Raw genomic sequence first — 18159 nt, 5'->3', positions numbered from 1 at the left:
AAACCCGCCGTTCCCGGTGGGTTTCTTTTTTTATTAAAAGTCGGCAGGTGCTGTCTCTCCACCAGGTACTGATACAGGGATACGCAATTAAAGCCAGACAGCCTATACCGCCACAGCCATCTTTGCCTCCGGCTCGTCCACTTCCGCTGCCTCCCAGCAGCTTGCTGAGCATATAAAATTAAAAGAATTTCCCGTGCATGAGCAGATAATGAATGACGAGGCAATAACCGCGATTGCTGGGAGGTGGTCGGTTTAAAGTTACTGTAGGTTTACGCTGGCGCGAGTCTCCGGACTCGTGACTTACTATGGTGCTGCGTTTCCTGACTCAGCTGGCCCGATAGGGGCAGGGAATTGTCTGAACCGGGATTAAGTGAGATTTAAAGGATTTTTAGGATTAGGCTACTGCTTTAGTTGTGGCTATAGTTCTATAGTTTCAGTTTTACCCCTTCCCAGCCTTCCCCTAAAAACAGGGGAAGGAGCTTTTGGCCTTTACTATAGTTTAGGCTGTAGTTCTATAGTTATTCGCCCTCGCTCGCGGGACACAAGCGAGGGCATTAAAGAGGTTGAATTAATAGAGTGAAACGGCCCTGCCCCAAGCGGACAATTCTGCATACCTATAGTTTAAGCTATAGTTCTATTGTTACTGTTTTAACCCACCCCTGCCCCTCCCAAGAGGGGAATTTCTGTTGTTGCTATAGTCTAGCTATAGTTCTATAGTTTCCGTTTGTCATCCCCCTACCCCCTTCAAAGGGGGACTTTCTGCTACTGCTTACCCAACTGTCATTTCGACTATAAGGAGAAATCTGAAATTGCTATAGTTTAAGCTATAGTTCTATAGTTACAGACCAGGATCGGACAGGTCGCGACCTGTCCCCACGGAAATAGCACCACGATAAAGCGATGCAACTATAGTTTCTCACTCAACTATAAAAATTACTATCGAACTGATCTCAGTCTTTGGGTTGAGCGCCTTTGCTTTGTTGCGGTGCCGCCAGGCAACCCGAGGTGCGAGGGTAGCAAGAAAGCAGCAGCGCGATGCCCTTATCGAGTGCCCCTACCCCCAAGACAGAGCCTCCCGGCCGTGGGGCATCAAAGCAAGATTGAAACTATAGGTGAGTAAAGCTCCCAGGATTAAAGAACATTATGAAAGAAAAGGCTAGGTTCGAAGTGCAGAGTGGCAAACTATAGAACCCAGATTTCTCACTTTGTTCGAAATGACAAAAGAGAAACTACCCGACAATTAAGATTCAGAGGTTGATGCCCGGGATGACAAAGGAGAAAGTAAACTATAGTCCAGACGCTAGCAGGAGTTACGCACATTGCCGAGACTTACTCCCTCTACAAATCAAATATTAACTGATAGGAACTTTACGCAGAATCGCTTCTATAAAATCCTTTGTCTTGATACCATCTGCTTCCGCTTCATAATTCAGAATGATCCGGTGATTCATGACATCATGCGCTACTTCCTTAATATCCTCCGGCAACACATAATCACGCTCATCAAAATAAGCAACAGCACGGGCGGCACGGTTTAAGGCTATACTGGCTCTTGGCGAAACACCAAACTGGATGTATGGTGCAAATTCGTTCAGGTCGTACTCGGCAGGGCGGCGGGTGGCAAATACAAGCTCAATAATGTAGCGCTCCAGCGTTTCAGAAAGCTGCACCTGGTTTATCTCGTTCCGGATATGGAAAATGTCTTCTTTGGAAAGGATTGTGTTGATCGTATCGTTGAAAGACATGTTGGCCATACGACGCATGATCTCCAGTTCATCAGACTTTTTAGGGTAGTCGATGTACACTTTCATCATGAAACGGTCTACCTGGGCTTCTGGTAAGGGGTAGGTTCCTTCGTGCTCTACAGGGTTTTGGGTTGCCAGTACCAGAAAGGGAAGGTCAAGCTTATAGGTTGTTTCGCCTATCGTTACCTGTTTTTCCTGCATCGCCTCCAGCAGCGCCGACTGCACTTTGGCCGGAGAGCGGTTGACTTCATCAGCCAGGATCAGGTTGGCGAAGATCGGCCCTTTCTTAACTTCAAAAACGGATGCGTTCTGGTTATAGATCATCGTGCCGATAAGGTCGGAAGGCAGCAGATCGGGCGTAAACTGGATGCGCTGAAAATCGAGCCTGAGCGCCCTGGAAAGTGAGTTTATAGTTAGCGTTTTAGCCAGACCAGGAACACCCTCCAGCAGAATATGGCCACCGGTAAATAAGCCGATCAGCAGGCGGTTAATCATGTAAGACTGTCCCACCACCACTTTACCAACCTCACTGAAAACCTGCTTTATCTTTTGCTGGTTCGCCTTTACTCTGTCTTCGTATGCAATTTCTTCTAGTGGCATAAAACTCATAGGATCTGAAAAAAATGACTCCAATATAGCTATATTACGCCATTTCTGCTAGGCTATTGTGATGTTGTTGATCAGCCAAATTGGAAACACTGTAGCCAATTACCGGTTACATAACATTAAAACTATAGTTCTGGTATAGTAGGCAGGTGTACATTATACTTGCACAAATTTTAAACAAAGGCAGTTCATGCAGCACATTTTCTCTACCGACCTCACCTCTGGCCTGTACACCGATATGTACCAGCTTTCGATGGCAAATTCGCATTTTAACTATAACCGGCAAAACGAACAGGTAGTTTTCGATTATTTTTTCAGGAAACAGCCTTATAACGGTGGCTTCACTGTCTTTTCAGGGTTAGGAGAGTTACTGCCCTTACTGCAGGAGTTTAAGTTTAGCGACAGAGATATTGACTGGCTATATAAAAATGGTTTTAAGACTGAGTTCCTGGAATTTTTGCGTGGGTTCAGGTTTAAGGGCACATTGCATAGTATGCGCGAAGGCGAGATCGTTTTTCCGCAGGAGCCTTTGGTACGCGTGCAGGGCAATATTGTAGAGGCGCAACTGGCCGAAACCGTGCTGCTTAATTACCTCAATTTTCAGTCGTTGGTGGCTACCAAGGCGGCGCGTATAAAACTGGTGGCTCGCGGGGCCGCCCTTAGCGAATTTGGTTTGCGACGGGCGCAGGGCCTGGGCGGTATGTTTGCCAGCAGAGCAGCGTTTACAGGCGGTTTTACAAGCACATCAAACGTATTGGCGGCCAGTATTTATGGTTTGCCAGCGGTGGGGACTATGGCGCATGCTTACATACAAAGCTATGATGATGAACTGGAAGCTTTCAGAAGTTTTGCCAACGTGAACCCCGAAGGCTGCGTGTTGCTGGTTGATACCTACGATACCCTGAAAATTGGGGTGCCCAACGCTATAACGGTTTGCAAAGAAATGGAGCAGGAAGGCCACAAACTGATGGGCATACGCCTGGACAGCGGCGACCTGGCATACCTGGCTAAACAGGCGCGAAAGATGCTGGACGAGGCAGGTCTGAATTATGTGAAAATTGTGGCCAGTAACCAGTTAGATGAACACATTATTAAAAGCTTGTTTGAGCAGGGCGCACCGATCGATATTTTTGGAGTGGGCACCAACCTGGCAACCGGCAAACCCGACGCGGCTCTTGATGGCGTATATAAGCTAAGTGTAGCCGATGGTGAGCCACGTCTGAAGTTATCGGAGAACATCAAAAAAACTACCTTACCCGGTTTAAAGCAGGTTTACCGTTACTCCGATGACAAAGGTAATTTTATAGCTGATGCCGTTGCCCTGGAAAGCAATGCTGTTCCTGTTGCCATGCACCACCCCTACGAGCCCGACAAAAGCATGTCGCTGGAAGGCTATCGTTCTCAGGTGTTGCTACAGTTGGTAATGCAAAACGGAGAGCCGACCAATGCGCCAACTTCAGTAACAGATGTTGCCGCCTACGCTACCGAACGTTTAAGCAAGCTTACCGCTGAGTATAAACGTTTCGAGAATCCGCATATTTACAAAATTGGGGTAAGCAAAGAGCTTTTAGACCTTAGAAATGAGCTCCGGAGCAAGTATAAAAAAGAAAGCCTATAACTATGAAAGCACTGATTATAGTTGATGTTCAGCACGATTTTTTGCCCGGCGGCGCACTGGCTGTTCCGAATGGCGACGAGATAATTCCGTTAATAAACGAACTGCAGCAATATGTTGATTTAGTTGTCGCTACCCAGGACTGGCACCCGGCAGGGCATAAAAGCTTTGCATCAGCGCACGAAGGTAAAAGCAACTTCGACACGATAGACCTGGAAGGCCTGGAACAGGTACTATGGCCAGACCATTGCGTGCAGGGCACTATTGGTGCCGAGTTCTCCCGAGAGCTGCACATGAACCACGTAGAAGCCATTTTCCGGAAAGGAATGGAGCCGGACATTGACAGTTACAGTGGTTTTTATGACAACGGGCATCGCAAAGCAACAGGCCTGGGCGCTTACCTGAAAGGCCGTGGCGTAACCGATATCTGGGTGTGTGGCCTGGCCAGCGACTATTGTGTGTACTTTACTGCCTTAGACGGACTGGAACTTGGCTTTAAAACTACGCTGATAGAAGATGCCAGCCGGCCGATAGATGCGGGAGCCTTCGAGCTTAAAAAAGAACACCTGCTGAGTAAAGGCGGACAAATTGCCCAGGCAAAAAAGATACTACTGAAGATGTAGCAGTCAGAAATAGGGCGCGGGCGTCTTCGCTCATGACTTGCTATAGTTGGGCCTCCGGCCCAGTTGAGTTATAAACTCAACATCATTATCAGGCACGAGTTGCAAACTCGCGCCAGCGGGGAACTATATTGTGCCCTCGCTCGCCTCTGGCGAGTGTGAGCTGCCAGCTGACTCTGGCCGCTTTAACTATAGCTTATAGTTGCCTGAAGGTTCTTTTCCTTTAACTATAGTTTTAACTAACGTGGCAGGACGCCACCAAATAGCTTACACTAGCGGGACGAAGACAATAGCCCTCTAAACTATAAAAGCCACTCCCTGCAATACAAGGAGTGGCTTTTATAGTTAGATCTATAGTTGTTTATGATAAATAAAACTCGCCTTCGTGGCCATGTGCGCGCTGGTTCTTAAAGCGGGCGATGTCTGTCTGGAGGTTGTTGAAAATTTCTTCAATCTCTTCAGATTCTGCTGTTAGCGGTTTTATGTGCTCGCTCAGTAATTTGGCAGCCAGCGGGTAAAACTTGGAGTCATCTGTATTTTTGGCATTCACCCTGAAATTGCTGATGGCATTTTCGAGTTTCTTAAGAATCGGGTGCTGGCCTTTAAATTCCTGTACAGTGTCGCGGAGTTTCTCCCGTATCATGAGGTACAGATCTTCCTCAAACGTTATTCCTAGGTCATCCTCCTCCTCATCATCGAAATCACTGTAGCTGAAATCCTCGTCGAAATCTAAATCGTCTCTCATGGCTAATAATAAAAGTTTTAAAGTTGATAGTACGGGCTAACGTTCCCTTTGTGTCAGATATTTTCGGGTTTTTAGGTTAAAGATTGATTTAAACTGAAAAACCAGAAGCAAAGTAAATGCATAATTAGCACTTCAGTTTATTATTTGCAATACCCACCCGCACCAGAATAAATAAGTTTTTCAGGCACACCTATACACCCCTGATGTACTGCTGTTTGAAAGAACACCTAAGTCATAAAAAAAGCTCATACGTTCAGGTATGAGCTTTTTCGTTAGTTGCTATAGTTTGGTTACGCAAATTTGCGCTCTATCAGGCGAAGCAGTTTATTCACGTGGTCCTGCTTTTTACTCCAGTCGTATTTGCCGGCCAGATCGTGGGTTACAAAGCGGCTGGCCTGGTCAGGGTCTGTCATCGCATCCAATGACTGTATTGCCTGGTAATAGGTCAGGTTATCGCCTTCAAATAACTCATTAATAAAACTGAAACGCTGGTTTATAGAGATCGCATTCTTCAGGGAGTCTATTTTCTGGTTGGTGTGCGCATCGGCCAGCGAAGCAGAAGCGGCTTTCTTGAAATTCTCGTTCAGGGTTGGACGCTCTGCCGCTTTAAAACGCTCGTTCAGGTCTGTTGGTTTTATAGTTGCCGGGGCAGGAGGCGTAACAATACTGGCCTCGCGCTGTGCCATATCTATAGGAGCTACTATATCTACTTCCTCAACAGGGGCCGCCGGTGTTGGTTTGGCCTCCGGAGATGGGGCAGGAGCAGCATTTGGTTTAACCAGTTCTTCGGCGCTTAACGGCAGTAATGCATTAAACTGACCAGTAAGATGTTCTATAGTTGTACGCTCGCCCTGGTGTGCGTTCAGGTATAGTTTAAAACGACTAACTATATAGTCGCGGTCGCGGCTGCTCGATGAAAGTGTCTCGATAAAACCTGCAAAAAGGGATTTGTTAAGATCAATATACTTCAGGTTTTCCTGCAGTTTTGGTAAAGTTATCTCGTCCTGCACGCGCAGAAATTTATCTTCGAGGGTAGCAGCAGGAGCCAGCACAACAAGGAAGGTATCGTAAATAGCTTTCTGCAAAAGTGGCTCAAAGGCATTACGCTTCATCTTTATCTTGCGCGAGAGCACATTCATAAAGTTCAGCAGCGCCTCCTTTACGTCTTCGTTCTCAAAATCAAAATAAGGGCTGCGCAGGTTGGCCATCTCCTGGTTCCATTTCAGGAGCAGTTCCTTAATTACAAAAAGATTAACTTGCTTAACTGGTACAAAATGAAGCAGTTGCGGGCCGTTTATAATATCATGCGATGCAAAATGACGGTCGCACAGCACATTTGCCAGCTCTTTGCTGTAACGCTCAAGGTGTAATTGATTATATTTGTCTTCCATTGGGAGTAGCTTTCTTCTCTGAAGTATAAAGGTAACATGCCGGATTTGATTGTGCAAAACCTGAATCAGCGCCATGTGGCAGTTGACGAAGGTCAGACCTTATTTAAGGCCATACAGGCAGCCGGCATAGACTGGATGCACGCCTGCGGAACTAAAGGCCGCTGCACTACCTGCCGTATTATTGTTTTGGATGGTATGGAGCACCTCGGCGAACTAAGCCCCGCTGAGCAACGCTACCGCAACAACGGCCGCCTGAAAGATAACGAACGTCTTACCTGCCAGTGTATGTTACATGGAGGTAATATTACAGGCAAAGTGCCGGAACAAACCAAGCTGCCACATATGACCTATTCGAGTTAAAGAGTTTAGAAGTTAGAGAGTTTAAATAATGCAGAGACGCAATGTTTTGCGTCTTATACTATAGCAGATTCAGCAATTTAGCCATCCACCCATTTAACAAACAGCAATCAGCAATTAATAAGTACCATGTTTATAGAACCACGCGTTGGCGGTGCAAGCCAGGCTATTAAAAGAGGATGGATAGAAGTGATCTGCGGATCGATGTTTTCGGGAAAGACGGAAGAGCTTATCCGCAGGCTGAACCGTGCAAAAATAGCAAAGCAGAATGTAGAAATTTTTAAGCCTGCGCTGGATAAACGCTATCACGACGAGGATGTAGTGTCGCATAACGCCAATGCCATTCGTTCTACGCCCATAGATTTTGCCCAGGATATGCTGCTTTTGGGTGGTAGTTGCGATGTGGTTGGGATAGATGAAGCCCAGTTCTTTGACGATGGCCTGGCAGAAGTTTGCGTGAAACTGGCAAACAGTGGCGTGCGCGTAATTGCCGCCGGCCTGGATATGGACTATTTAGGTAATCCTTTCGGCCCGATGCCTGCACTTATGGCCGTAGCTGAATACGTAACCAAAGTACACGCCATTTGTGTGCAGTGCGGCGATATTGCAACCTACTCCTTCAGAAGTGCCGCCTCGGAGCAGCAGGTATTGCTAGGCGAAACCGATTCGTACGAAGCCCGCTGCCGCCATTGTTTCCAGGAAGGTCTCAAAAACAAGAAATAAACTATAGCCGATGCGCCTGTACACTGCCATACGTTTGCTGCTGCTGCTTTTCGGGCTGGTGCAGGCGTATACAGGTGTAGCGCAGGTGCCCGTAGGAGCGTGGCAACTGCACGTGCCATACCGCCAGGCCAAAGCCGTAACTATAGCCCACAACAAAGTTTACATTGTAGCAGAGCAGGGCCTGTTTTATTACGACAAAGAGTTCAGTTCCACCAGAGCCATTACCAAAGCCGACGGCCTGCGCGAACAGCAGATCAGCGCTATTGCCTACGACAACCCCAGTCAAACCCTTGTACTTGCTTACAACAATACTTATGTAGATCTGCTGCACGGCAACACCTTTCATACCATCAGCGATATCTTCCGGAAGAACCTGCCCGGCGAGAAGAAAATTAACCACATCTATAGTTTCAACCATACAGCTTACCTGGCTACAACGTTTGGCGTGGTTGTGCTGGATATCACCAAAAAAGAGATACGTGATACCTACAGTAATCTTGGCCCGAACGGCGAACAGCTAAACATACTGGCTTCCACTATACATAACGGCAACCTTTACCTTGCAACCAGCACCGGTGTTATAGTTGGCAAACTCAATGGCCCTAACCTGCAGGACTTCCGCAACTGGCAACATGTAGGCAATGGCCCGCCGCAAACTATAACTTCTGTTGTTACTTTTAACGATGCTGTGTATGCTGGTACATCAGCCGGACTTTTCAGACTTGAGGACACTACCTGGCAGACTAAAACTATAACTCAGTCAGTTCAATCGCTTCAGGCAACTACAGAATATCTGACTATAACCACACCTCAAAAAGTACTGCTACTAAACAAAAACCAAACTATAACAGACCTTACTGACCCGTTAATGCAGGCTCCGAAAGATGCTGTAGTGGATGGAGATGTAGTTTGGGTGGCGGATGCGCGTGCAGGGTTGGTACAGAAAACTATAGTTGGCGGCGCAGCACAGGTATTTACACCCAGCGGTCCTTACGCCGGCAACGCCTTTAAACTGAAAACCGAAGCCGGAAAACTCTTTGCCTTTGGCGTTAACTATACCGATAACTATAACCCAACTGCTAACACAAACGGATTCAGTATTTTTGAGAACTATAGTTGGCAGAGCTACAACAGTTTTATAGATGCGGCCTTCCCCGATGAGGTGCAGGATATAGTGGATGGCGTGTATGATGCGGCAACCGGCAAACTATACCTGGCATCGCTCAAGCAAGGGCTTATAGTTTGGGACGGGAAAAACTATACGATCTATAACAACACCAACAGCCCATTACAAAGCTCGCTTGCCAATCCTGAAAATACACCCGTTACAAGCTTAGCCCGTGATGTGGACGGCACTATCTGGTTAGTAAATCCAAGCCGGAGAGCTGTTGTGCCGTCGGTTTTTAGTCTTTCTCCGGATGGGGAAATGCGCGGCTATAGTTTGCATAACGTGGCAGATGGCACAACTATAGAACAGATCCAGATTGACGATAACGGCTATAAATGGCTGACAGGCGACAAAGATTATAATGTTGGTATCATAGTTTTTGATGAAAAGCAGCTGCGCATCCGGAGGTTAGGTGCCGGAGCGGGTGTCGGTAATTTGCCAAGTGGCGCAGTTTATAGTTTAGCTAAAGATGCAAATGGCGATATCTGGGTTGGAACCAGCAAAGGCGTGGCCGTATTCTATAATCCGTTCAGTGTTTTCGAGTCGTGGCCTTACGATGCTCATTTACCAATAATAGACCGAAGACCTTTACTGGACGGGCAGCATGTGCTGAGTATAGCTATAGATGGCGCCAATCGCAAATGGATGGGTACCGATAACGGATTATGGCTTTTCGGGCCGGATGGGGATGAACTGGTACATCATTTTACAACTACAAACAGTCCGTTACCCTCAAATGTAGTGCATAGCGTGGCTGTGGAGCATAAAACCGGAAATGTGTTTGTTGCTACGGCTGCAGGTATTGCCTCTTACCGCGCCGGTGCAACTATAACCGAAGGCACCCCTGATTGCGCTATCGTTTTCCCGAACCCGGTCAAAAAAAGTTTTACAGGGCTGGTGGCTATCTCTAACCTGCCCAACAATGCCGAAGTGCACATTACAGATATCAGTGGCATGCTCGTATATAAAACGATGGCTACCGGCGGAACTGCCACCTGGAACGTGCGCGACTACAACGGTAACCGGGCAAAAGCGGGTGTGTACCTGGTGCTCAGTTCCGATGCCGATGGCAAGCAAACCTGTATCTCTAAAATAGCCGTACTGCAGTAAATGCTGATCAAGACAAGGGGCATTGTGCTCAACTTTATAAAGTTCCGGGAGTCGTCTATTATTGCGCGCGTGTATACCGAGCAGCTGGGCGTTCAGTCGTACATCGTTAACAGTGTCCGCAAAAAGGGGCCGGGTTCGCGTATCGCTCTTTTTCAGCCGTTTACCTTGCTCGATATGGTGGTGTATACCTCGCCAAAGGGTGGCCTTACCCGCATTTCAGAATACAAGTGTGCGCATCCCTTTTCCAGCATTCCGTTTGATATCCGCAAGAGTAGCATGTTGCTGTTTTTGTCAGAAGTTGTATCCAGAACAGTAAAAGAAGAAGAAGAGAACCAGTCGCTGTTTCATTTCCTGTACCAGGCTATAGTTGCTTTCGATGAAATGGGAGAGGGATTTGAAAACTTTCACCTGGTTTTTCTGCTGCAGCTGAGTCACCATTTGGGCTTCGGGCCAACCTCGGGAAAAGAGATTGTAGAACAGGTAGCTTTTTCGGCGAATGCGCAATCGGCAACAGCGGCGCCTACGGTACTGGCCTTGCAGGCTTACGAAGAATATTTTGACATGCTGCTGCACGATGCGGCTCGGGCAACTATACCAAACGGGCGTGTAAGACGCGAACTGCTGGCTGTGCTGGTGCGCTACTACCAGTTGCACGTGGATAAACTGGGCGAGATAAAATCATTAAGTATACTCTCGGAAGTGCTGGCAGAGTAATACGGAACTATAAAACAGAAAGGGCGATACAATTGTATCGCCCTTTCTGTTTTATAGAACTATAGTTAAGCTACAATTTGCGCAGTACCTTTATCTCAAATACAAGTACGGCACTTGGTGGTACACTTCCGTTGCCGAAAGGGCCATAAGCTAGATGAGACGGAATATATAAAAAGCCTTCACCGCCAACACGCATTAACTGTAAGCCTTCAACCCAGCCTTTAATTACACCAGCACTTGTCTGGTCAGATTCTTTCACAGTAAATACAAATGAGTCACCTCTTTGGTAAGAAGAATCAAAAATCAAATTGTTGGTGTAGCGGCCAATATAATGCGCTTCAATCATATCGCCCTGCTTGATCGCTTCACCCTCTCCTTTAGTTTCCTCCAGGTAGTATAAACCACTCTGGGTGCGAACTACAGCAGTTGTGTCCACGTCATTATCGCGGAAGTACTTGCGTATAGCCTCTTCGTCTTTCACTTTCTGCGCTGCCTCATCAAAAAAGAACCGGTCTGTTTCATCCTCGGCGCAAGATGTAAAAGAAAACATTATAACTGCCAAAAGCAGGCTCTGAAGCAGGCCATTGCCTTTAAGGATTTTGTTTTTAAGGGTTAGTAAGGTCATAGCTTAACGGTAATTTTATTCAACAGATTATTTTACATCCATCAGCTCCACATCGAAGCGCAGGATAGAATTAGCGGGCATGCTTGGACCACGATCCTGATCGCCATAAGCTAACGGAGAAGGAATAAGTAAAATTGCTTCGCTACCTTCTTTCAAGTTTACAATAGCATCATCCCAGCCCTTAATAACCATTTGCTGGCCAAGCGTAAATTTAAAAGGCTCTCCGGTTGGGTTGTTGCGCGAAGATTCGAACTCCTTACCATCCAGGAAAGAACCTTTGTAGTGTACTGCTACTTCGTTTCCGGCTTTAGCCTGCGGGCCTTTACCTTCTTTCGTAACTACATAATACACACCAGAATCTGTTTTTTTAACGTTCTGCAGGTTGTTTTCTTTAATATACGCCTGAATTTTGGCATCGTCAGTTTTTAACTGCTGCTCTGCGTTTGCACGGGCTTTCTGCATCTGCTCTTCCATCATTTTAGCGTAATCTGCTTCCGCGTCAGCTTTAGACTGTACTTTCTCCATGTTGATGAAGAAGGTAAGCTGTGAGCCTGGCTTAATGAACGGAGGCAGTGGCTGGCCAAATGTTTTAGCGAAAAGCGTATCAGCATTGATCTTGAACACACCGCTATCGCCCGGAGACATCATAGAAAGTGCATTTTCAAGACCGCCCTTCATTGTTGGCTGCATTAACGGCAACACGATAGGCATTTTAGGACCCTGCGTACGGGTATCAGCAAAAGTAGAGTCTTCCGCATTTTTGATAGCCCAGTGGAATGTAACTACCTGACCGATTTTAGCGCCGGTGCTATCAGCAGCATTAACTTCTCCTTTGTTTGCGTATTCGCCTTTATCGTTTTTTTCAAAGATCTTATAAGTCAGGCCATCAGCTGAAGTATAAAATTCGTCGTTGTTTTTGTTGCACGCTTGTACCATCAGGGCACCAGCTACTACCGGCAACAGGAATTTGATTTTAGATAACATTGATTATTTAAGGTTAGATTTTTATTAACTGTTTTGAGCTACGGCCTGCAGTTTCTCTTTGTACTGCGGCAGCAGGCTTTCGAATTTTTGTACGGTTACTTCCAGCGGGTCCATAGACATGCCGCCGGCTGCATTCTTGTGTCCGCCACCGTTAAAGTGGTCGCGGGCAAATTCATTGGCCGAGAAATCGCCTACCGAACGGAAAGACATTTTTACAGCCTGCGAACGATCAATGATCAGGGCTGCAAAAACAATGCCTTCTATAGATAGGGCATAGTTCACAAGGCCTTCGGTATCACCGGTCCTGGAGTCATAAGCTTTCAGCTCTTCTGAAGTTATGGCAAAATAAGCTGTATGATATTCCTGCAACACCACCAGTTTCTCTTTCAGCGCATAGCCTAAAAAGCGCAGGCGCAGTTCTGAGGAGCTGTCATAAATAAGGCGGTGGATATTGGATGTTTTTACACCCACGTTTAGCAGATCAGCAATAATCAGGTGCACATTTGGCGAAGTGCTCGGGTGGCGGAACGAACCTGTGTCGGTCATGATCCCCGCGTAAAGGCATTCACCTATGTTGGTATCGATCATGTCGCCGTCGCCCATATCCTTTATCAGGTCATACACAATTTCGGCTGTGGCGGCTGCATTTGTGTTTGAGAACTGAATTTCAGCAAAGTCTTCCGGCTGCAGGTGGTGGTCTATCAGTACTTTTGTACCAGGCGCTGACCTGATGTATTCGCCCATCTCGTTTATGCGCGACAGGCTCGAGAAATCAAGGCAAAAGATAACCTGCGACTCCTTAATGATGCGCTGCACCAGTGCGTCGTTTTTATCAGAATAAATGATCACGTCATCGTTGCCACTCATCCAGTTAAGGAAGTTCGGGTAATCGGATGGCGTAACCACGGTAACAAGATGCCCTTTCTTTTTGAGGTATCCAGCCAGACCCAAAGACGACCCCAGTGCATCAGCATCTGGTTTGTGGTGCGTGGTGATCATCACCTCTTTAGGTTCTTTCAGGAGCTCTTTTAGAGCGCTAACATCATACATAGGTTAGGTATAATTCCTCTGATTAATAGGGAAATAGGGTGCGAATTTCTGAAGAAATAACTTCTAAAACAATAAAATAGCGGTTTTGCAGTATAAAGCCTGCAAAGTTGCAACTATGGTTTTGGCAAACTATAACGGCAAAGTATAGCAATATTAACTATAAATGCACTAATTTTGCGCCCGTAAAAAAGAAACACTATATAAATACGACATACCATGGCAGGAAACATCACATTTACCATGATCAAGCCGGATGCAGTGGCTGATAACCACATTGGCGGCATTACTCAAATGATCGAAGAAGGCGGCTTCCGCATTGTAGCGATGAAAAAGACAAGACTGTCTGAAGAGCGTGCCGGTAAATTTTACGAAGTACACAAAGAGCGTCCGTTCTATAACGACTTAGTAAAATATATGTCTAAAGGCCCTATCGTAGCGATGATCCTGGAGAAAGACAACGCTGTAGAAGATTTCCGTGCCCTTATTGGCGCTACAAACCCGGAGCAGGCTGCAGAAGGTACTATCCGTAAGAAATACGCAAAATCTATCGAGTCTAACGCCGTGCACGGTTCAGATTCTGATGAGAACGCGCAGATCGAAGGCGATTTCTTCTTCGCTGCTGACGAGCGTTTCTAAGCTTATAAAGTATACTTATTGATTTGAAAGATCCCGTTGGAGATAACTCTGGCGGGATTTTTTTATATATATTTGGAACAAACTATAGTTTATGAGACAGAGACTTTTACTACTTATTTTTATACTATTAGGTACTACTGCTAGTGCACAAACAGTATCTTATGGATTAACTGGCCGAGTTGGTGCTTTTAAAACTCTTGTCAGTGATAAAATAAAGGGCTTTAGTGATTATGAAATAGGTCCCCAGATAGGCGCAGGTTTTTGGTTACAGTTACCCCTAGAAGTAAATAGTGTACAGGTAACACTACTGCAAACTGCTGAACAACAGAAATCTGGTGAAGTGCAGTATTATGACCGAGAAACACAAAAATGTATGTGACAGACCTCTACTATAGAACGCTTAGTGTTCAGTTAACAGGGGTTTATCTATATGCTATTTCAGAAAAAGTAGAATTGGGTGCAGGAGCAGGAGTCAGATATACTTTTAAAGCAGAAGGAACTATAGAAAGTAGTAGTGACGGCAAAGCACCAGAAAGTAACTATGCAATCCCTTACCGTAATAAAGTAACTTTGCTTTTGCCACTGGAAGCCCATTATAAGTTAAGTAACCGTTTCACGTTACTGGCTCAAATGCAACTACAGCTAACAAATCGCTTAAAGGATGCAAGAGAGGGATTTTGGGAGCGTGATCTGAGCGGAGCGGTAGGTGTAAACTATAGATTAAAGTAAAAAACAAAAGACCGGCTATCTCAATAACCGGTCTTTTGTTTTATGTCAATTTTTATGATTAGTCTCTCGGTATCGTTAACTTCTGACCTGGTTTAATAAGGTCCGGGTTATCGCCGATAATAGTTTTATTAGCATTATAGATCTTGGTCCATGAGCTGGCGCTGCCGTACTGGCGCTGTGCAATTTTAGAGAGAGAGTCTCCGGACTGAACAGTATAAGTATCAGTGCTTGTAGCGTTTACATGCTGCTGGTTAGTTGATGCGGTCGTACCCTGAGTGGGCTGACCAGGCATCTGGTTGGTTCTTGGTGTACCTGTTGGTTGTTTAGCAGGCTCTTCCTTCCCCTTCTTTAAAAAATCAAACAATCCCATAATAAAATATTTAGTGTTAAACTTCTGCGTTAAGAGGCAGCCTTTGCTTATGGCTGCCTAAATAAATACGCCTTTACGTTCAGTTTGTTGTATAAGTGATTGTGTTAGAAGGACGTTTTGATATTAACTTTAAAGAGAAAGGGAACGTACGTTATGCACAGGCTTTGCAGCAGTAAGGCCGGTATTATTGCAAAACATACAACTTAAAACTATGGAAATTACAAAAAAGAACACAAGCCTTTTGCCGGGTTTCTTAAAAACGGCTTTAACTATGTTGCTGGCTGTTACGCTGGTAAGCTGCGGCGGCGATAAGGCTGGCACAGAAAGCATGTTATCAGGCACCAGCAGCAAAACCTGGAAGGCTAAAAAAGAATTAAATACCGAAGGCGACAAAGAGAAGTTAACGGATGCAGAAAAGGAACAGAACATACAGTTTTATGCGGATGGCCGTTTCGCAATGGGTGGTGCCAGCACACTGCAGACAGGTACCTGGACCTACGACCAGGGTGCCAAAAAACTGACTTTACAGTTTGAAGACCAGAACGTGTCTGAGAACTTTGATGTGCTGAAACTAAGTGACGATGAACTTCGCCTTAAAGCAGGAGATGGTTCGGAAATGATTATGGAAGCGGAGAAATAGAATCAAACTATAGATGGATTAAAGAAGCCGGTGTAATAACCGGCTTTTTTATTGCCTGCCAACCAGTTGCCAGAGCGAAAGCAGCCCTAAAACAGGACCAACTACAAGCAGGGCAAAAACTAGGGGCAGTGGCGTAAATTTTAAGATGTAAGTCGTAAACTGGATACTGACTATAGTTAGTGCAAAGCCAATACTGACAACTACCGTAAGTGCCGTGCCTACCAAATGTTGCGGAGCAGTGCGTGCATTTAAGGCAGAGAACTGAGGCGAATCACCAGCCACTACCACACCCCAGAACAGCAGGAAAGGGATGATAACTATAGTTGAATTTATCTCCAGCATAAACACCGCAGCCAGGCAGCATACACCGGAAAGCAGCAGCTGTACAAAAGCAACCCTGGCACTACCAAACCGCTGCGACAGATGACCGCCGCCTACACAACCAACGGCCCCCGCTGCAATAACACAGAAACTATAAAATGAAATTTGTATAGTAGTAAGCTGAGGTAAACTATAAGCCAGTATAACCGGTACAAATGCCCAGAAAGTATACAGCTCCCACATATGCCCGAAATAGCCAAATGCCGCCGACTGAAACTCCTTTACTTTAAACGCCTGCAGTATATTCCTGGCATCGAAAGCGGCGCCTTTGCGCAGATATGGCCCGTCTGGTACCAGCAGATACATTGCCATGCCGCCAACTGCGGCCAGTCCGCTTATAGTTAGCAGCATGTTCTGCCAGGGCAGGTTGCTGCCCGCAGCCCGTAGTAAATGGGGAAATGCCGTACCCAACACAAGAGCCCCGACCAAATAACCTATTGCTTTGCCTAAACTGCCGCTATACCAGCTGGCCGCTATCTTCATGCCGACTGGGTAGGCGCCAGCAAGTAAAAATCCGGTAGCTACACGCAGCAAAAGTATAGTTGTAAAATCAGCAGGAAAAAAGACCAGCAAGGCATTAGCTGCAGCGCCAGCCACAGCGCAAAGCATAAAAAGCAAACGCGGCGATACCCTGTCGGCCAGCGAAAGAAAGGCAAAGCAGAGTGTGCCTGCTATAAAACCCAGTTGCACCGATGAGGTGATCAGCCCCAGGACATCCTGCTCCAGGTTAAGCTCCTTTTGCAGCTCGGGCAACACCGCATTGCCCGCAAACCACAACGACGTGCAGGCAAACTGGGTGAAAACTATAGTTGGCAGAATGCGACGCATGTTATAGTTTGGGATTTAGAGAGTTTAGGAGTTGAAGATTTAGAGAGTTAGAAAATTAAAAGTTAAAAATTTTGAAGTTGCAGTTGGGTTGAAATATTGGCCACTCATTCTATAACTCCCAAACTCTTTAACTTTCTAACTCCTAAACTATCCCAGTATCGTTTCGGTGAATTTTTCGATGGCTTTGCGGGTTTCGTAGGTGCGCTCGAACATGCCCATGTGGCCGGTTTGCCCCAGGAAGTAAACCATGCTGTTGTCGGGCAAATGGCATTGCTCCAGTGCTTTGTCCATGGGCACGGCGCCGTCTTCTTTCCCAAAAATAAACAGCACCGGGTAGTTCGCTTTTTTCAGAACTTCGGTTCTGTCGGGGCGGTCGCGCATGGCTGCCAGGCCGCCAACTATACTTTCTTTAGGCGTAGCAGTGCCTATCTTCTTCATCAGGTCTATTTTGCTGCGGAGCTTCTCGCGGTTATCAGCAAAAAACAGCGGCTCTACAAACGACTGCATAAACTTCTCTACTCCGTGCTTTTCTACAAACTCAATGGTTTTGTTACGGTTATCCTTTTTTTCGTCAGTATCGGGAAGGGCAGAGGAGTGGAACAGGCACAGACCATGCAGCATGCTGCTGTACTTTTCTGCAAAAGCCATGCTCACATAACCACCCATCGAGTGCCCGATCAGGATACATTTTTTCACACCCAGGTTATCGAGTTGCTGCTTTACATAGTCCGCCATTGCATCCATACTATAGTTTGCAACTGCAGCCGTGTTATTCCCGAAGCCTGGTAAATCCAAAGCTATCGTTCTGAATTTGTTTTGCAGCGGTTTTTTAAAATCGGTCCAAAGTTGCTTGCTTTCGGCAAAGCCATGAAGGAAAACCAGGGTGTCGCCGGAGCCGGCATCGGTGTAGGTAGCGTGTGGCATAGGTTATAGTTGTTGCTATAGTTTGTAAAGATAGTAATTACGGAATATCTGTGAGTCCGGGTCAAACCACTCCAACTATAGAACTATAAAGCGAAGCATAACAGAACAGGAAAGTCCCCTTTGGAGCAGGGTTGTTTTATTCTAAGAAAACTTCCTTAAAAATTTAGTGTCATTTTGTAAAGAAACTTGGTGTAAGGG

19 protein-coding genes are annotated in these 18159 nt (G+C 46.1%); 10 read left to right on the top strand and 9 right to left on the bottom strand.

Annotated elements, in window-relative coordinates:
* Positions 1-1352: 1352 nt before the first annotated feature.
* Positions 1353-2345: an AAA family ATPase gene (locus GSQ66_RS12675; RefSeq protein ID WP_162427814.1), complete on the bottom strand. Its 993-nt coding sequence runs from the start codon at positions 2343-2345 to the stop codon at positions 1353-1355.
* A gap of 196 nt (positions 2346-2541) precedes the next feature.
* On the opposite strand from GSQ66_RS12675, the gene GSQ66_RS12670 reads away from it, so the two are divergent.
* Positions 2542-3969, top strand: a complete 1428-nt coding sequence (locus tag GSQ66_RS12670) for a nicotinate phosphoribosyltransferase (RefSeq protein ID WP_162427813.1) — start codon at positions 2542-2544, stop codon at positions 3967-3969.
* Between the two features lie 2 nt (positions 3970-3971).
* Positions 3972-4589, top strand: coding sequence for a bifunctional nicotinamidase/pyrazinamidase (pncA, locus tag GSQ66_RS12665; protein ID WP_162427812.1), 618 nt, complete (start codon positions 3972-3974; stop codon positions 4587-4589).
* 358 nt (positions 4590-4947) lie between these two features.
* Here pncA and GSQ66_RS12660 read toward each other — a convergent pair whose 3' ends face one another.
* Together GSQ66_RS12660 and GSQ66_RS12655 are read right to left on the bottom strand one after the other, a co-directional pair.
* Entirely contained in the window at positions 4948-5331 is a 384-nt protein-coding gene (locus tag GSQ66_RS12660; RefSeq protein ID WP_162427811.1) for a hypothetical protein, read from the bottom strand.
* Between the two features lie 290 nt (positions 5332-5621).
* The gene (locus tag GSQ66_RS12655) at positions 5622-6722 is read right to left on the bottom strand and encodes a hypothetical protein (RefSeq protein ID WP_162427810.1); all 1101 of its coding nucleotides are present in this window, start codon (positions 6720-6722) and stop codon (positions 5622-5624) included.
* Between the two features lie 36 nt (positions 6723-6758).
* On the opposite strand from GSQ66_RS12655, the gene GSQ66_RS12650 reads away from it, so the two are divergent.
* From GSQ66_RS12650 to recO, 4 genes are all read left to right on the top strand, one after another.
* Positions 6759-7082, top strand: a complete 324-nt coding sequence (locus tag GSQ66_RS12650) for a 2Fe-2S iron-sulfur cluster-binding protein (RefSeq protein WP_162427809.1) — start codon at positions 6759-6761, stop codon at positions 7080-7082.
* A gap of 126 nt (positions 7083-7208) precedes the next feature.
* Complete coding sequence (locus GSQ66_RS12645; protein ID WP_162427808.1) at positions 7209-7802, top strand: thymidine kinase; 594 nt, start codon at positions 7209-7211, stop codon at positions 7800-7802.
* 10 nt (positions 7803-7812) lie between these two features.
* Positions 7813-10080 (top strand): type IX secretion system anionic LPS delivery protein PorZ, encoded by a 2268-nt coding sequence (gene porZ / locus GSQ66_RS12640; RefSeq protein WP_162427807.1) that lies wholly within the window; start codon positions 7813-7815, stop codon positions 10078-10080.
* Entirely contained in the window at positions 10081-10794 is a 714-nt protein-coding gene (gene recO / locus GSQ66_RS12635) for a DNA repair protein RecO (RefSeq protein ID WP_162427806.1), read from the top strand.
* 70 nt (positions 10795-10864) lie between these two features.
* Here recO and GSQ66_RS12630 read toward each other — a convergent pair whose 3' ends face one another.
* From GSQ66_RS12630 to GSQ66_RS12620, 3 genes are read right to left on the bottom strand one after another with little or no spacing between them, the layout of a single operon-like run.
* Positions 10865-11419 carry an FKBP-type peptidyl-prolyl cis-trans isomerase gene (locus GSQ66_RS12630; RefSeq protein WP_162427805.1) on the bottom strand — a complete coding sequence of 185 codons (555 nt, stop codon included), beginning with the start codon at positions 11417-11419 and terminating at the stop codon, positions 10865-10867.
* Positions 11420-11446: 27 nt separating this feature from the next.
* Entirely contained in the window at positions 11447-12403 is a 957-nt protein-coding gene (locus GSQ66_RS12625; RefSeq protein ID WP_162427804.1) for an FKBP-type peptidyl-prolyl cis-trans isomerase, read from the bottom strand.
* A 24-nt stretch (positions 12404-12427) separates the two neighbouring features.
* The gene (locus tag GSQ66_RS12620) at positions 12428-13453 is read right to left on the bottom strand and encodes a DHH family phosphoesterase (RefSeq protein ID WP_162427803.1); all 1026 of its coding nucleotides are present in this window, start codon (positions 13451-13453) and stop codon (positions 12428-12430) included.
* A gap of 216 nt (positions 13454-13669) precedes the next feature.
* Between GSQ66_RS12620 and GSQ66_RS12615 the strand changes: the two genes are divergently transcribed.
* The 3 genes from GSQ66_RS12615 (at position 13670) to GSQ66_RS12605 (ending at position 14818) form a co-directional block, all read left to right on the top strand.
* Positions 13670-14089 (top strand): nucleoside-diphosphate kinase, encoded by a 420-nt coding sequence (locus GSQ66_RS12615; protein ID WP_162427802.1) that lies wholly within the window; start codon positions 13670-13672, stop codon positions 14087-14089.
* Positions 14090-14180: 91 nt separating this feature from the next.
* On the top strand, positions 14181-14468 hold the full coding sequence (locus GSQ66_RS12610) for a hypothetical protein (RefSeq protein WP_162427801.1): 288 nt from the start codon (positions 14181-14183) through the stop codon (positions 14466-14468).
* Positions 14459-14818 carry a hypothetical protein gene (locus tag GSQ66_RS12605; RefSeq protein WP_162427800.1) on the top strand — a complete coding sequence of 120 codons (360 nt, stop codon included), beginning with the start codon at positions 14459-14461 and terminating at the stop codon, positions 14816-14818. The genes GSQ66_RS12610 and GSQ66_RS12605 overlap by 10 nt, the downstream gene beginning before the upstream one ends.
* Positions 14819-14876: 58 nt before the next feature.
* On the opposite strand, the gene GSQ66_RS12600 is transcribed toward GSQ66_RS12605, so the two are convergent.
* Complete coding sequence (locus tag GSQ66_RS12600) at positions 14877-15188, bottom strand: LysM peptidoglycan-binding domain-containing protein (protein ID WP_162427799.1); 312 nt, start codon at positions 15186-15188, stop codon at positions 14877-14879.
* Positions 15189-15399: 211 nt separating this feature from the next.
* On the opposite strand from GSQ66_RS12600, the gene GSQ66_RS12595 reads away from it, so the two are divergent.
* Complete coding sequence (locus GSQ66_RS12595) at positions 15400-15828, top strand: lipocalin family protein (RefSeq protein WP_162427798.1); 429 nt, start codon at positions 15400-15402, stop codon at positions 15826-15828.
* 48 nt (positions 15829-15876) lie between these two features.
* Here GSQ66_RS12595 and GSQ66_RS12590 read toward each other — a convergent pair whose 3' ends face one another.
* On the bottom strand, positions 15877-17037 hold the full coding sequence (locus GSQ66_RS12590) for an MFS transporter (RefSeq protein ID WP_162427797.1): 1161 nt from the start codon (positions 17035-17037) through the stop codon (positions 15877-15879).
* A gap of 147 nt (positions 17038-17184) precedes the next feature.
* Positions 17185-17961 (bottom strand): alpha/beta fold hydrolase, encoded by a 777-nt coding sequence (locus GSQ66_RS12585; RefSeq protein ID WP_162427796.1) that lies wholly within the window; start codon positions 17959-17961, stop codon positions 17185-17187.
* Positions 17962-18159 lie beyond the last annotated feature (198 nt).

The sequence above is a fragment of the Pontibacter pudoricolor genome (genome assembly GCF_010092985.1).
In the GTDB taxonomy this organism is placed as follows: Bacteria; Bacteroidota; Bacteroidia; order Cytophagales; family Hymenobacteraceae; genus Pontibacter; species Pontibacter pudoricolor.
This window is presented reverse-complemented; position numbering and strand designations above follow the sequence as displayed.